This is a genomic window from Aquabacterium sp. UBA2148 (genome assembly GCF_002328915.1).
Classification (GTDB): Bacteria; Pseudomonadota; Gammaproteobacteria; order Burkholderiales; family Burkholderiaceae_C; genus Aquabacterium; species Aquabacterium parvum.
This window is the reverse complement of sequence record NZ_DCXA01000311.1, coordinates 38,033-53,268: the sequence shown is the minus strand read 5'-3', so window position 1 is coordinate 53,268 and position 15,236 is coordinate 38,033. Positions and strand designations below refer to the sequence as shown.

13 protein-coding genes are annotated in these 15,236 nt (G+C 64.7%); 5 read left to right on the top strand and 8 right to left on the bottom strand.

Translation table 11 applies throughout. The features are described from left to right. Positions 1 to 1,460: sensor histidine kinase (locus B2W70_RS17435; protein ID WP_286747740.1), on the top strand; the 1,460-nt coding region annotated here is incomplete at its 5' end. A gap of 52 nt (positions 1,461 to 1,512) precedes the next feature. Here the strand turns inward: B2W70_RS17435 and B2W70_RS17430 are convergent. The 6 genes from B2W70_RS17430 to B2W70_RS17405 form a co-directional block, all read right to left on the bottom strand. After that, positions 1,513 to 1,860: a VanZ family protein gene (locus B2W70_RS17430; protein ID WP_286747739.1), complete on the bottom strand. Its 348-nt coding sequence runs from the start codon at positions 1,858 to 1,860 to the stop codon at positions 1,513 to 1,515. Between the two features lie 32 nt (positions 1,861 to 1,892). Continuing rightward, positions 1,893 to 2,969 (bottom strand): MBL fold metallo-hydrolase, encoded by a 1,077-nt coding sequence (locus B2W70_RS17425; RefSeq protein ID WP_286747738.1) that lies wholly within the window; start codon positions 2,967 to 2,969, stop codon positions 1,893 to 1,895. A 47-nt stretch (positions 2,970 to 3,016) separates the two neighbouring features. Next, positions 3,017 to 4,351 carry a patatin-like phospholipase family protein gene (locus B2W70_RS17420; protein ID WP_058089282.1) on the bottom strand — a complete coding sequence of 445 codons (1,335 nt, stop codon included), beginning with the start codon at positions 4,349 to 4,351 and terminating at the stop codon, positions 3,017 to 3,019. Between the two features lie 166 nt (positions 4,352 to 4,517). After that, the gene (locus B2W70_RS17415; RefSeq protein ID WP_058089281.1) at positions 4,518 to 6,044 is read right to left on the bottom strand and encodes a fumarate hydratase; all 1,527 of its coding nucleotides are present in this window, start codon (positions 6,042 to 6,044) and stop codon (positions 4,518 to 4,520) included. Between the two features lie 102 nt (positions 6,045 to 6,146). Further along, the gene (locus tag B2W70_RS17410) at positions 6,147 to 6,686 is read right to left on the bottom strand and encodes a DUF2062 domain-containing protein (protein ID WP_058089280.1); all 540 of its coding nucleotides are present in this window, start codon (positions 6,684 to 6,686) and stop codon (positions 6,147 to 6,149) included. Between the two features lie 12 nt (positions 6,687 to 6,698). Next, positions 6,699 to 7,301, bottom strand: a complete 603-nt coding sequence (locus B2W70_RS17405) for a TIGR00645 family protein (RefSeq protein ID WP_058089279.1) — start codon at positions 7,299 to 7,301, stop codon at positions 6,699 to 6,701. A 143-nt stretch (positions 7,302 to 7,444) separates the two neighbouring features. Here B2W70_RS17405 and acs point away from each other — a divergent pair, with 143 nt between their 5' ends. Together acs and B2W70_RS17395 are read left to right on the top strand one after the other, a co-directional pair. Next, a complete protein-coding gene (acs, locus tag B2W70_RS17400; protein WP_286747735.1) occupies positions 7,445 to 9,427 on the top strand; it encodes an acetate--CoA ligase in 1,983 nt (660 codons plus the stop codon). Between the two features lie 300 nt (positions 9,428 to 9,727). Further along, positions 9,728 to 11,566 carry an MFS transporter gene (locus B2W70_RS17395; RefSeq protein WP_286747734.1) on the top strand — a complete coding sequence of 613 codons (1,839 nt, stop codon included), beginning with the start codon at positions 9,728 to 9,730 and terminating at the stop codon, positions 11,564 to 11,566. Positions 11,567 to 11,721: 155 nt separating this feature from the next. Here the strand turns inward: B2W70_RS17395 and B2W70_RS17390 are convergent, their stop codons facing one another. After that, positions 11,722 to 12,066 carry a c-type cytochrome gene (locus B2W70_RS17390; protein WP_058089326.1) on the bottom strand — a complete coding sequence of 115 codons (345 nt, stop codon included), beginning with the start codon at positions 12,064 to 12,066 and terminating at the stop codon, positions 11,722 to 11,724. 115 nt (positions 12,067 to 12,181) lie between these two features. On the opposite strand from B2W70_RS17390, the gene B2W70_RS17385 reads away from it, so the two are divergent. Both B2W70_RS17385 and ilvD read left to right on the top strand, forming a co-directional pair. Beyond that, positions 12,182 to 12,445: a TIGR04438 family Trp-rich protein gene (locus tag B2W70_RS17385; RefSeq protein WP_058089276.1), complete on the top strand. Its 264-nt coding sequence runs from the start codon at positions 12,182 to 12,184 to the stop codon at positions 12,443 to 12,445. Positions 12,446 to 12,502: 57 nt separating this feature from the next. Next, on the top strand, positions 12,503 to 14,353 hold the full coding sequence (gene ilvD / locus B2W70_RS17380; protein ID WP_286747732.1) for a dihydroxy-acid dehydratase: 1,851 nt from the start codon (positions 12,503 to 12,505) through the stop codon (positions 14,351 to 14,353). Positions 14,354 to 14,363: 10 nt separating this feature from the next. Here the strand turns inward: ilvD and B2W70_RS17375 are convergent. Next, positions 14,364 to 15,236 (bottom strand): chloride channel protein (locus tag B2W70_RS17375; protein ID WP_286747731.1); only part of this gene is annotated, 873 nt, incomplete at its 5' end.

Below are 15,236 nucleotides of genomic sequence, written 5' to 3'. Positions count from 1 at the left end.
CTTATGGCGGGCTGGTCGCGGCGCTGGCGGGGCGGGTGGCCTCCGAGCACGAGCAAGAGGCGCTGCAACGCCTGTCGCATGGACTGGCCAGACACATCGTCTCGCATTGGCCTGAAATTTCAGTCAAAGACCGCCGTGAGGCTGCGCAGGCAGAGCGCGAGAAACTGCTCTCGATGTTGATGGTGGTGAACCCAGGCATACAGGTTTATGTGCTTGACGCCGACGGTTTGGTCGAGGCCTACATTGGCGAGCCGGGCATGGTGCGTGAGCACCAGGTCGACCTGCACGCGGTGCGCGCATTCCTGGCTGGTGCTCCTTTGCCACTGCGTGGCACCGATCCCATGGGTGGCGAGCACCAGCGCATTTTCAGTGCGGCCATGTTCCCGCCGCGTTCCGGCGACACTCGGCCGCCGGGCTACCTCTACATCGTCCTGGACGGAGCGGCACGTGACGAGGTGGCACTCCAACTGAGCTGGCGTCGCATTTGGCAAGGGGCCCTGATGGCCGGGGCATTGGGCATGCTGGCGACCTTGCTCGTGGGCATGTTCACTTTCAGGCGGCTGACTTCGCCTTTGCACAAGCTGGCCGATGGTTTGCGCAACTACCGCGCTCAGCCCGATGGGGCAGCTGAGTCGGGTGGGCGTGGCCTCTTGCCCTTTGGTGACGAAGTGCAGACCCTGGCGGTGGCCTTCGACGACATGAGGCAACGCCTGGAACACCAAACAAAACGAGAGCAAGCCCAGGCCCATGCGCACCGCGAGATGATGGCTGGCTTGGCTCATGACCTGCGCACGCCCCTGACTGCCTTGCACGGCCACATCGAGGCATTGATGGGCCCAGGCCGTCCTGCTGCCGCGTCAGAGTCGCTCACGGGTGGCGTGGCATGGTCGCCCGACAGGTTGCTTCTGGCCGCCTTGGCGCAAAGCGACAAGGTGCGGCGCCTGTCGCAACAGTTGTTCGAGTTGACCGCACTGCAATCCACCCGTGAGATCGCGCAGCGCGAGCGGTTTTTGCTCGATGAGCTGGTGACCGACACCGTGCAGAAGTTCGAAATCGCCCATGCCATGCCGCCCGTCACGCTGGGTGGGCCTGCGCCGGGCGCCCTGGAGGTGGAGGGCGACTTGCAGCTCGTCGAGAGGGCGTTGACCAATTTGATCGACAACGCGATCAAGCATGCCGGTGGTCGCCGTGCCGTGAGGGTGAGCGTGTCGCGGCAGGCTGGACTGGCGCAGGTCTGGGTCGAGGACGCCGGGCCCGGCCTGCCCGCAGAGATCGCTCAGCGCTTGAACTTGGGGCAATCCTTGCGTGACCCACCTGTGCAGCGTGCAGGCGGTGGCATTGGGGGGATGGGGCTGGCGATCGCACAGCGCGTGGCCCAACTGCACGGCGGCAGCCTGCGCCCCACCGATGCCCCAGGAGGAGGTACCTGCCTTTGCCTGGCGCTGCCGCTGGTCGGTTGAGCGCCACACATCACGCGGGTGTCGTGGCCTTTGGCGGTCTCTTGCCCACCTTTCACCCTCGTCGATTCGCCACCCATCTGCCCAAGAGACAGAAAACGCCCACACCCAGGAGGTTGGCGAGCAGGTCCAGCACGTCGGGTGAGCGCGTGGAGGTGAACAGCTGCGATGCTTCCTCCGCGAAGCTGAAGGCCAGCACCAGCAGGCCAGCCCAAGGCAGCTGCCACCCTTGTAGCAGTTTGATCGAGCGCCATCGCATGGCCACATCCAGGCAGGCTGCCAGCAGGCCATACAGCACGAAGTGCCCCAGTTTGTCTGCCGCAGGCCAACGCAGGAACGCGTCCAGCCAAGGGTGGCGCTCGCCCGTGTTCGCTTGCAGGATCACCCAAGCAAGCAGCGCCATCAGCGAAGCTGCAGGTACGTAGCGCATCGACGTCAAGCCGGGGTTTGGGCGCCAGGTCGCTGCGGGATGCGCCACGTCTCGCCGATCGCTGCGGCCTTGAAACGCTCGCTGGGCAAGGCGTGGGCGTGCAAAGCGCGAGCCAGGGCCCTGAGCGGCTCGTCCAGCGCCTCATCCGTGAGTTGAAACGTGCCCCAGTGCACCGCCATCGCCCGCTTGCAGCCGATGTCGTGAAAGATCTGAACCGACTCATCGGGGTTCACGTGCTGGTCCTTCATGAACCAGCGTGGCTCGTAAGCGCCGATGGGCAGCAAGGCGAGGTCGAACCCGCCACCGTTTTCCGGCGTGTGGTCGCGCGCGAAGTGCTGGCGGATGTCGACAAAGTCCTTCGAGTAACCCGTGTCGCCGGCAAAGTAGACGTGGCAGTCGGGTGAACGCACCACGAAGCCTCCCCACAGGCTGCGCAGCGCGTCGGTGGCGGTGCGGGCGGACCAATGCTGGGCCGGCACCAGCGTCACCGGGATGCGGGCGTTGCGCTCGGTGCTTTCGAGCACGTGGGTGTCCCACCAGTCGAGCTCGACCACGCGGTGCATGCCGCGCCGCGCGAACCAGTGTTTGTGACCCAGAGGGCAGATCACCAGCGGTGCGCCCCCAGCCTGTTGCTTGAGGGCCAGCATCGAGCCTTCATCGAGGTGGTCATAGTGGTTGTGCGACAGCAGCACCACGTCGATGTGCGGCAGTTCACCGAGCTGCAGCCCCGGAGGCGTGTGCCGCTTCGGGCCAGCCCATTGCACCGGAAAACATCGCTCCGAGAACACCGGGTCCGTCAGGATGTTGAGCCCGCCCACCTGCAGCAGCACGGTGATGTGCCCGATCCAGGTCGCCGCCGGTTGCATGGCCAGTCCGGCCTTGGCGTTGGCGTGGATGAAGGTCAGGTCGGCCTTTATCACTGGAATTGGCTGTTGCAGGGGCTTGGGGTGCCCCGCGCGCCAGGCCTCCCAACGCCAGCGCAGGAGCTCGTGCCAGCGCTTGCCCCGAAACGACTGGTAATTGTTCTGAAAACCGTCAGGTCGGTGATGCTTCTTTGCAGGGTTGAAGTGCGGGTTCTTCATGCGGCGCATCTTATTCGCGCCAGGTCAACCGCGCTGCGCGCCGGACATCACGCCCGCAAGGTGTAGGCCTCGGCCAGAGAGCGGCGAACGCGTTTGTAGTCGCGCCAGTTGAAGCCGCGCAAGAACGAGACGGCGGTCAGCGCACCCATGCGAAACAGGCGCAGCTTGGTTTCGTCGTTCATCGCGAAGTCCAGCCAGCTGATGTCCTCGGTGTCGATGTAGGCGACCAGCCTGCTGTGGTCGGGGTTCTGTTTGATGAACTCGGCGTCCATCGCGTGGCGAGCGGTGTTGAAGGACTGGCTGAACACCTTCATCACGCCAGGGATGTCGTGCTTGTGTTCATCCCATTGCAGTTTCACGCCGAAGGTTGGCCGCAACGGCACGCGGTTTCTGATGTGAAAGGCGTCGATGGGAAAGTTGGACAACACACCCCCATCAACGAAATGGTGCACGGCGGGCAGGAAGTCGCCCTCATAGCAGCGCTCAGGCCACTCCTGGCCACGCCAAAGGGAGCGGGCTTCGTCGGCAGGCAGGGACTTCACCTTGAAGGTGCTGAAGAAGCCCGGGATCGACATCGACGCCCGCGCGAAGTCGGCCACGTTCACCTGGTCGGGCTGATGCCAGTACATCGCTGCCATCTGGGGCAAGTGCACCTTGGTCTCGGTGGAAATGTCCGCGGCCACCACGCACAGTTGATCGGGGTTGTGCCGGCGAAGCAGGACCCGCGTGCCATTGACCACCTCCCAGATCGGAGCGTCCGGTACGTGGTGAAAGTCGCTGGGGTCGGCTTGAGGGCTCACCAGCAGGGCTGGCAGGTCGTTCATGCGCACGCGCAACTGCTGCACCGTCAGCGGCTGGCCACCGTTCATGTCGCGCAGCAAGTTGTCCATCCAGCGGTGAAAGACCTCGCCGCGGTTGAGCGCATGGATGGCGTGCAGGTTATCCAGCACCTGACTGGCCTTCCACAACTTGTTGATCGAGCTGGAGTCGTCATCGAGCCAGGTGCGCAGCCCGGTCAAGGCGTCCTTGTCGCCATCCTTGTGACCATCGACGAAGTCGGCCATGGGCATGTTTGCCAGCGCGCCAATGAGCTTTTCGACGCGGAGCTCGCCCGGGCGGTTGGCAGCAGCGAGCGCGATCGCCGAGATGGCGCCTGCGGACGTGCCCCCAATGCCGATGAAGCGCAAGCCGACCTGTTCCAGCACATGCAGGTAGCCCAGCAGGGCCAAGCCCAGCGTGCCGCCACCTTCCATCACGATGTCGATGTACTGGTTCCCCTGGCTGTCGAGCACATCGCTGTACTCGCCCAGGCGCAAGCCTTCGATGGCGGGCGTCAGGTCCTGGATCTGAGCCAGGAAGTCCGCTGCGGCAAGGTTCGACATGGCGCTCTCCCGTTGTTGGCTTGGAGGCTGCAACGCTAGGCCTGCGAGGCGCACTCTTCCATCCCTAGGGTGCAAGGCCGAGTTTTCATCGTCCCGTCAAATGGAAAAGGGCCCCAGGTGGGGCCCTTCGTCGTGGTGGCTTCCCCTGCTCGGGCAGGGGAGGGCCTCAGGCCACGGTCACCGGGATCTTGCCGATTTTGGCTTGCCAGGTCTTGGGCCCTTCGATGTGGGCGCTGGTGCCGCCGGCGTCCACGGCCACGGTCACGGGCATGTCCACCACGTCGAACTCGTAAATGGCTTCCATGCCCAGGTCTTCGAAGCCCACGACTTTGGCGCCCTTGATGGCCTTGGAGACCAGGTAGGCCGAACCGCCCACGGCCATCAGGTAAGCCGACTTGTGCTTCTTGATGGACTCGATGGCGACGGGGCCGCGCTCGGCCTTGCCCACCATGGAGATGAGGCCGGTCTTCTCCAGCATCATGTCGGTGAACTTGTCCATGCGGGTGGCGGTGGTGGGGCCGGCGGGGCCGACGACCTCGTCGCGCACCGGGTCGACCGGGCCGACGTAGTAGATGACGCGGTTGGTGAAGTCCACGGGCAGTTTCTCACCCTTGGCCAGCATGTCCTGGATGCGCTTGTGAGCGGCGTCGCGGCCGGTCAGCATCTTGCCGTTGAGCAGCAGGGTCTGGCCCGGCTTCCAGCTGGCGACTTCGTCCTTGGTCAGCGTGTTCAGGTCAACGCGCTTGGACTTGTTGTAGTCGGGTGCCCAGTGCACGTTGGGCCACAGGTCCAGGCTGGGCGGGTCGAGGTACACCGGGCCGGAGCCGTCCATCACGAAGTGGGCGTGGCGGGTGGCCGCGCAGTTCGGGATCATGGCGATGGGCTTGGAGGCCGCGTGCGTGGGGTAGGTTTTGATCTTGACGTCCAGCACCGTGGTCAGGCCACCCAGGCCTTGGGCCCCGATGCCCAGGGCGTTGACCTTCTCGTACAGCTCGATGCGCAGCTCTTCGAGCTTGTTCTGCGGGCCGCGCTCGAGCAGCTCGTACATGTCGATGTCGTCCATCAGCGACTCTTTGGCCAGCAGCGCGGCCTTTTCGGCCGTGCCACCGACGCCGATGCCCAGCATGCCAGGCGGGCACCAGCCGGCGCCCATGGTCGGCACGGTTTTCAGCACCCAGTCGACGATGTTGTCGGACGGGTTGAGCATGTAGACCTTGGACTTGTTCTCCGAGCCGCCGCCCTTGGCCGCGACCGTCACGTCGACCTTGTCGCCAGGCACCAGCTCCATGAAGACCACCGCCGGCGTGTTGTCCTTGGTGTTCTTGCGCTCGAAGATCGGGTCGCTCAGCACCGAGGCGCGCAGCTTGTTGTCCGGGTTGTTGTAGCCACGGCGCACGCCTTCGTCCACCGCATCTTGAATGCTGCGGGCGCCGAAGCCTTCCCACTTCACGCCCATCCCGATCTTCAGGAACACGTTGACGATGCCGGTGTCCTGGCAGATGGGGCGATGGCCCTCGGCGCACATGCGCGAGTTGGTCAGGATCTGCGCAATGGCGTCCTTCGCCGCGGGCGACTCTTCGCGCTCGTAAGCACGCGCCAGGTGGGCGATGTAGTCGGCCGGGTGGTAGTAGGAGATGTATTGCAGCGCGGCTGCGACGCTTTCAACGAGGTCGTCGTGGCGAATGGTCGTCATGGCAGGGGCCTTTGTGGGGCAAAAGTGAGGCTGGGTGGTGGGGGCAAAAAACAGCCGACATTGTGCCAAGGTCTGGCCGAGGGGGAGCGAGTGCTTTGCGGCTCAGTTTCGTCGCCAGAGCAAGTGAACCGTCGCGAAGCCCAGTGCCGCGCTCGCTGTGGCCAGCATCAACAGGCCGGTCATCAGGGGCGTGCCGTGCGCAATGGCCCAGTTCAGGCCCTGGCCCAGCCAGTGGGTGGCGTCGCTCATCAGCCAGCTCAGGTCCAGCGCGTCTGGCAACACGCGCTCGCCGATCTGGTAGGCGGCGTAGTAGATCGGCGGCACCGTCAGTGGATTGGTCACCAGGGTGCAGGCGGCGCTCACCGGCACGTTGCCACGCACCACCACCGAGGCGGCCACGGCGAACAGGATCTGTGCCACCGGCATGAGCAAGCCCATGAACAGCCCTGCGGCGACCCCGCGCGCCACGCCATGGCGATCCAGGCACCACAGGCGGTCGTCTTGCAGGTGCGGCCGCACCGGCGCCATCCAGGGCGACGCCAGGATCTCGTCCTTACCGGGCGCCTGGCGTCGCACCTTGGCCCAACTGGTGCGGGTCTTGCGGCGCGTCAGCGTGCCGGCCCTGCGAAGCGATGTCCTCATCGTGTGGTGGCGTCAGTGATTTTCGTGCCCCGGTGCGGCATGGTGCAGCAGCTTGTCGGTGTAGGCAATGGCCATGGCCGAGAACAGGAACGCGATGTGGATCACGGTCTGGGCGATCAGCACCTTGTCCGTGTAGTTCTGCGCGTTGATGAAGGTTTTCAGCAGGTGGATCGAAGAGATGCCGATGATGGCAGTGGCCAGTTTGACCTTGAGCACCGAGGCGTTCACATGGTCCAGCCATTCAGGCTGGTCCGGGTGATCATCGAGGTTCATGCGCGAGACAAAGGTCTCGTATCCACCCACGATCACCATGATCAGCAGGTTGGAGATCATCACCACGTCGATCAGGCCCAGCACCACCAGCATGATGGTGGTCTCGGTGAGGTGCTTGGGACCGTGGTCGGCGGGCTGGCCGGTGGCATGGAAAATGGCCAGCAGTGCTTCCTGGCTGCCAAAGGCTGCCTCGATCAAGTGAACAAGTTCCACCCAGAAATGGAACACGTACACGCACTGGGCCAGGATCAGACCGATATAAAGCGGCAATTGCAGCCAACGGCTGGCAAAAATAAAAGAAGACAAGGCATTGACCTTTTTGGGGGGCTGGGTCGGTTTCATGCTGACCTTGGGGGTAATTCCGAAGTAACAAATTCTAGAGTTAGTAGCATGGTCTTGGATTGGCAAGGTGAACGCCCAAAGCGTAACCGCCCGGCCAATTCGACAAGCGTGTGCCACAAGCACCGTCCATCAGGAGCCCTGCCATGACTGGCAATCAAACCAACAACCAGACCCACGACCTCTACCCCCCGCCCTCCGCTTTCGCCCAAGCCGCACACATCGGCAGCCGGCAAGCCTACGACAAGCTGGTCGACGAAGCCCAGCAAGACCACACGGCCTACTGGGGCCGCCTCGCCAAGGAATTCCTCAGCTGGCACAAGCCCTTCACCCGGGCGCTCGACGAGAGCAACGCCCCGTTCTACAAATGGTTCGACGACGGCCTCATCAACGCCTCGTACAACTGCCTTGACCGACACGTCGAGGCCGGTCTTGGAGACCGCACAGCCATCATCTTCGAAGCCGACGACGGCCAGGTCAGCCAGGTTTCTTACCGTGATCTGCTCGCCCGCGTCTGCCAACTGGCCAATGCCCTGAAAGCACAAGGTGTCAAAAAGGGCGATCGCGTGGTGCTGTACCTGCCCATGTCGGTCGAGGGCGTCGTGGCCATGCAGGCCTGCGCTCGCATTGGCGCCACCCACTCCGTCGTCTTCGGCGGCTTCTCGGCCCAGAGCCTGCGCGACCGCATCGAGGACGCTGGCGCCGTCATGGTCATCACCGCCGACGAGCAGGTGCGTGGTGGCAAGACCCTGCCGCTCAAGGCCATCGTTGACGAAGCCCTGGGCATGGGCGGCTGCGACACCATCAAGCAGGTGATCGTGTTCCGCCGCACCGGCGGCAACGTGGCGTTCAACGCTGGCCGTGACGTGTGGATGCACGAGGTCATGGCCGCGCAGCCAGCTTACTGCGCACCCGAGTGGGTCGAGGCCGAGCACCCGCTGTTCCTGCTCTACACCTCTGGCTCCACCGGCAAGCCCAAGGGTGTTCAGCACAGCACCGGCGGCTACCTGCTGCACGCGGCGCTCACCATGAAGTGGACCTTCGACTACAAGCCGTCGGACGTCTTCTGGTGCACGGCCGACATCGGCTGGGTCACGGGTCACACCTACGTGGCCTATGGCCCGCTGGCCAACGGCGGCACGCAACTCGTCTTCGAAGGCGTGCCCACCTACCCGGACGCCGCGCGCTTTTGGCGCATGATCCAAAAGCACAAGGTCACGATCTTCTACACGGCCCCGACCGCCATTCGCGCGCTCATCAAGGCCGCTGAGTCGACGGCCGAGGTGCACCCGCGCAATTTCGACCTGAGCAGCCTGCGCCTGCTGGGCACCGTGGGCGAGCCCATCAACCCGGCTGCCTGGGAGTGGTATCACCGCGAGATCGGTGGCGGCCGCTGCCCCATCGTCGACACCTTCTGGCAGACCGAGACCGGTGGTCACATGATCACCCCGCTGCCTGGCGCGCACGCGCTCACGCCTGGTTCCTGTTCGCTGCCATTCCCCGGCATCGACGCGGCCGTGGTCGACGAGACCGGCAAGGAGGTGCCGTGGGGGCAGGGCGGCGTGCTGGTCGTGCGCAAGCCCTGGCCCTCGATGATCCGCAACATCTGGGGCGACGCCGAGCGCTTCAAGAAGAGCTACTACCCCGCCGACTTCGGTGGCAAGTACTATCTCGCGGGCGACGGCGCCATCCGCGATGCGAAAACCGGCTACTTCACCATCACCGGCCGCATTGACGACGTGCTCAACGTCTCGGGGCACCGCATGGGCACGATGGAAATCGAGTCCGCGCTGGTGTCGCACCCGCTGGTGGCCGAGGCCGCCGTGGTGGGTCGCCCTGATGACCTGACGGGCGAAGCGATCTGCGCCTTCGTGGTGCTCAAGCGCCCGCGCCCCGAAGGCGACGAGGCCAAGCAGATTGCCAACGAGCTGCGCAACCACGTTGGCCAGGAGATCGGCCCGATCGCCAAGCCCAAGGACATCCGCTTCGGCGACAACCTGCCCAAGACCCGCTCCGGCAAGATCATGCGGCGCCTGCTGCGTGTCGTGGCCAAGGGCGAGGACGTGACGCAGGACACTTCCACGCTGGAAAACCCGGCGATCCTGGAGCAACTCGCCAAGAGCAACTGACGCTGCCGCGTCGTGCATGAAATCCGGCCCGCCTGAAAAGGTGGGGCGGGTTTTGTCATGCCCGTGATTCAAACGTTTGAACTGTGTCTGCCCATTCCCGGGTGACAGGTTTTCGCACGGTCGTTCAATTTGAGAAATCTTGTTATCTGATTGGTTTGCGGGGTTAACCAGCAGAAATCACGCAAAACCCCACACCCACTAGCATTCCCCCTCATACAAAACTTCACACAGCCCACTAGATTGAGGGGGTGACAGCGCCACAAGCGCGGTCCAACACCGCAATGACGAGGAGCTTTTGACATGGCTACAACCAGCGTTTCGGACGCACCGATGACCGCCGAGGAAAAGAAGGTGATTTTCGCCTCCAGCCTTGGCACGGTTTTCGAGTGGTATGACTTTTACTTGTACGGTTCTTTGGCGGCCATCATCGCCAAACAGTTTTTTGCCGGGCTGGACCCCACGTCGGCATTCATTTTTGCCTTGCTGGCTTTTGCCGCAGGTTTCATCGTTCGCCCCTTTGGTGCGCTGGTTTTCGGTCGCCTGGGCGACATGATCGGTCGCAAGTACACCTTCCTGGTCACCATCTTGCTGATGGGCGCCTCGACCTTCATCGTCGGCATCCTGCCCAACTACGCCTCCATCGGCGTGGCTGCGCCGGTGATCCTCATCATCCTGCGCCTGCTGCAAGGCCTGGCGCTGGGCGGTGAGTACGGTGGTGCCGCCACTTACGTGGCCGAGCACGCGCCTCACGGTCGCCGTGGTGCCTACACCGCCTGGATCCAGACCACGGCCACGCTGGGTCTGTTCCTGTCGCTGATCGTGATCCTGACCACCCGCACCATGATCGGCGAAGAAGCCTTCGCTGACTGGGGCTGGCGTGTGCCGTTCATCGTCTCGCTGGCCCTGCTGGGCATCAGCGTGTGGATCCGCATGAGCATGAACGAGTCGCCGGCCTTCAAGAAGATGAAGTCCGAGGGCAAGACCTCCAAGGCCCCGCTGACCGAATCCTTCGGCCAGTGGAAGAACCTGAAGATCGTGATCCTGGCCCTGGTCGGCCTGGTCGCGGGTCAGGCCGTGGTCTGGTACACCGGTCAGTTCTACGCCTTGTTCTTCCTGACGCAGACGCTGAAGGTCGATGGCGCCACGGCCAACATCCTGGTCGCCATGTCGCTGCTGATCGCCACCCCGTTCTTCGTGGTGTTCGGCTCGCTGTCGGACAAGATCGGTCGCAAGCCCATCATCCTGGCCGGTTGCCTGATCGCCGCCTTGACCTACTTCCCGCTGTTCAAGGCACTGACCCACTACGCCAACCCCGACCTGGAAAAGGCCCAGACCACCGCCCCGGTGACCCTGGTTGCCGACCCGGCCGAGTGCTCGTTCCAGTTCAACCCGACGGGCACGGCGAAGTTCACCAGCTCCTGCGACATCGCCAAGCAACTGCTGGCCACCGGCTCGGTCAACTACGAGAACGTGGCAGGCCCTGCTGGTTCGACCGCCGTGATCAAGGTGGGTGAAGTGGCCATCAACAGCTACTCGCCGACCAAGGTCACCGAAGCCGATGTGCCGGCCGCCAAGGAAGCCGCTGCCAAGGCCAATGACGCCGCCATCGCCAAGGTTGCCGAGGCCAAGGCCGCCACGGGCCCCGACGCAGCCACCAAGCTCAAGGACGCCGAGAAGGCTGCCAAGGAGGCCGCTGCCGCCCTGGCTGCGTTCGACAAGGACCCGAAGGCTGCGGCTGCCAAGGTCATCGACGGTCAGTTCAAGAAGGCCGTCACCGGCGAGCTCAAGAAGGCCGGCTACCCAGCCAAGGCAGACCCTGCCAAGGTGAACAAGCCGATGATCGTGGCCATCCTGACCATCCTGGTGATCTACGTGACCATGGTCTACGGCCCGATCGCCGCCATGCTGGTGGAGATGTTCCCGACCCGCATTCGCTACACCTCGATGTCCCTGCCGTACCACATCGGCAACGGCTGGTTCGGTGGCTTGCTGCCGACCACGGCCTTCGCCATCGTGGCGCAGACGGGCAACATCTACAACGGCCTGTGGTACCCGATCATCATCGCCATGGTCACCTTCGTGATCGGCCTGCTGTTCGTGCGTGAAACCAAGGACGTGGACATCTACGCCGGCGACTGATTTCTGCGCCGATGCCCTGCCGGATCACAAGTCCGGCAGGCCTGCCCAGGCTGATCCGCCAGGGCATTTCGGACAGATGACTCCGTGCAAACACAAAGGCCCCGCATCGCGGGGCCTTTTTCATGGGCGAGCGCCTCAGCCGTGGCGTGACGAAATCACTTGGTCGCAAGGATCCAGGTCACGAGTTGCTTGGCTTCGGCTTCGTTGACCTGGCCTTGTGCGGGCATGGGCCCCATGGGCATGTTCCAAACACCGCCACCACCCTTGCGAACCTTGGCCGCGAGTTGCTCAACGGCCTTTTTGTTGCCCTTGTATTTTTTGGCGATGTCGGCAAAAGAAGGTCCCACCACCGCCTTGTTGACCTGGTGACAGGCCAGGCAGGCCTTCTGGCGGGCGAGGTCTTCGCTGGCGTGGGCCGGAGCGAGGGCGCTCAGGGTCATCAGCGCGGCGCCCAGCAGGGCGGGGGCGAGGGGGCGCGTCAAGGTGCGGGAAATCGTCATCGCAGCAAACATCCGGGGTCTCCTGTGCAAGAAGGTGATTTATAAACGCAGCAGGGCCGATTTCGGACGACCGCCTGGGGGCGGTGTGCCGCAGGCCAACAAAGGTGAATGACTCATGTGGTTCGTGGCAATCGGCGTCGCCATGCTGGTGATGAACCTGGCCGGCATCGGTCCGGTGGGCGAGTGGGCCTGGGCGGGATTCGGCAAAGCCTGGTTCATCCTGGTGCCTTTCGGGCTGGCTGTGGTCTGGTGGGGCTGGTCCGACGCGTCCGGCCACACCCAGCGCAAGGCCATGGAAAAGGTGGACGCCAAACGCGAAGCCCGCCGGCAGAAAGCCCTGGACGCACTGGGCTTGCAGAAGCCGGGGCGCCGTCGTTGAGCAGGGCAGGGGCTTAGAATCTCGGGTTCCCCATACCGTGCTTTCCGGAGCCCCCTCATGCCCCAATACCGTTCCCGCACCTCGACCGCCGGCCGCAACATGGCGGGTGCACGCGCCCTGTGGCGCGCCACCGGCATGAAGGACGGCGACTTCGAAAAACCGATCATTGCCATCGCCAACAGCTTCACGCAGTTCGTGCCTGGCCACGTGCACCTGAAGGACCTGGGGCAGTTGGTCGCACGTGAAATCGAAGCCGCTGGCGGTGTGGCCAAGGAATTCAACACCATCGCGGTCGACGACGGCATCGCCATGGGCCACGGCGGCATGCTGTACTCGCTGCCTTCGCGCGACCTGATCGCCGACAGCGTCGAGTACATGGTCAATGCCCACACGGCCGACGCGCTGGTGTGCATCTCAAACTGCGACAAGATCACCCCGGGCATGCTGATGGCGGCCCTGCGCCTGAACATCCCCGTGGTGTTCGTCTCCGGCGGCCCGATGGAAGCCGGCAAGGCCAAGATCGAAGGCAAGGTCATCGCGCTCGACCTGGTGGACGCCATGGTCAAGGCCGCCGACAAGAACTGCTCCGACGAAGAAGTGGCCATGGTCGAGCGCTCGGCCTGCCCGACCTGCGGTTCGTGCTCGGGCATGTTCACCGCCAACTCGATGAACTGCCTGACCGAGGCCCTGGGCCTGTCCCTGCCCGGCAACGGCACCATCGTCGCCACGCACGCCGACCGCGAGAAGCTCTTCCGCCGCGCCGGCCGCACCATCGTCGACCTGGCCAAGCGCCACTACGAGCAGGACGACTTCAGCGTGCTGCCGCGCAACATCGCCAACTTCAAGGCCTTCGAGAACGCCGTGGCGCTCGACGTGGCCATGGGCGGCTCGACCAACACCGTGCTGCACCTGCTGGCCGCTGCCCGCGAAGCCGAAGTGCCTTTCACCATGGCCGACATCGACCGCATGTCGCGCAAAGTGCCGTGCCTGAGCAAGGTGGCGCCTGCCGTGCCCGACGTGCACATCGAAGACGTGCACCGCGCCGGCGGCATCATGTCCATCCTGGGCGAGCTGGCCCGTGGTGGCCTGCTGCACACCGACGTGCCCACCGTGCACAGCAAGACCATGGCCGAGGCCATCGCCAACTGGGACGTCACCGTCACGCAGGACGAGGCCGTGCACACCTTCTACAAGGCCGCGCCCGGTGGCATCCCCACGCAGGTGGCCTTCTCGCAGGACAGCCGCTGGAAGGCGCTCGACCTTGACCGCGCCAAGGGCGTCATCCGCTCGAAGGAAAACGCCTTCACGCAAGACGGCGGCCTGGCCGTGCTCTACGGCAACATCGCCGAGAAGGGCTGCATCGTCAAAACCGCCGGTGTTGACGAATCCATCTGGGCCTTCAGCGGCAAGGCTCGCGTCTACGAGAGCCAGGACGATGCGGTCGAAGGCATCCTGGGTGAAGAAGTGCAGGCCGGCGACGTGGTCGTCATCCGCTACGAAGGCCCCAAGGGCGGCCCCGGCATGCAGGAAATGCTCTACCCCACGTCCTACCTCAAGAGCCGCGGCCTGGGCAAGGCCTGCGCGCTGCTGACCGACGGTCGCTTCTCGGGTGGCACCTCGGGCCTGTCCATCGGCCACGCCTCGCCCGAAGCGGCTCAGGGTGGTGCCATCGCCCTGGTCGAGAACGGCGACACCATCGAGATCGACATCCCGAACCGCCGCATCCACCTGGCCATCAGCGACGAAGAAATGACCCGCCGCCGCCAAGCCATGCAAGCCAAGGGCCCGAACGCCTGGAAGCCGGCCAACCGCCAGCGCCACGTTTCGGCCGCGCTGCAGGCTTACGCCCTGCTGACCACCTCTGCCGACACCGGCGCGGTGCGCGACCTGTCGCAACTGCAGCGCTGAGGCGCAGCCTTCAACGCGTGGGTCCGGCGCTGTCCGGGCCACCCCCTGAGGCGTCCGCGAGAGCGGGCGCCTTTTTGCTGGCGGCCACCGCGGTGGCCACCATCTGCCTGGCCAGCGTGTCGTAGAGCGGGCGGGCGATCAAGCGAGACAGGGCTGCCGCCAGCATCGCCGAGCCCATCAGGCTGAGCACCATGGCGTGCCCATCGACCATCTCCATGACGATGATGAAAGCCGTCAGCGGCGCCTGCGTGACCGCAGCCAGGAACGCGGCCATGCCGATGGCGATGAGCACCGGTTTGGGGGCGGCCGTCAGCGAAGCGACCTCGTGACCGATGCTCGCGCCCATGGTCAGCGAAGGCGCGAAGATGCCCCCTGGCACACCGCAGATCGCCGACAACCAGGTCGCCAGGAAGCGCAACACCGTGTCCAGGCCCTGGGTGGCGTCCTGGCCTTCGAGCATCTGGCGGGTGGCCATGTAGCCGCTGCCGAAACTGTGGCCTGAGCTGGCCAGGCCGATGGCGGCCACCGCGAGGCCGCAAGCTGCGGCAAACAGGCAGGGGCGGCTCTGGCGGAAGCGGCGAAACCGGTCTTGCCCAGGGCTCAGCGCCCAACTGAGCAGGCGAGAGAACAGGCCACCCGCCAGTCCGCAAGCCAGCGTGACGGCCAGGCCCGGCAGCAACAGGCCCCAGCCAATGGCCTCGACCTGGATGCGGCCGAAGTAGGTGCCGCTGCCGAACGCCGAAACCGCCACCAGGCCGGCGATCACGATGGCGGCGATCAGCAAGCCACTGGCGCGGTCTTCAGGTCGGCGCGAGAGTTCTTCGATGGCAAAAACCACCCCGCCCAGTGGCGTGTTGAAGGCTGCGGGCACGCCCGCGGCACC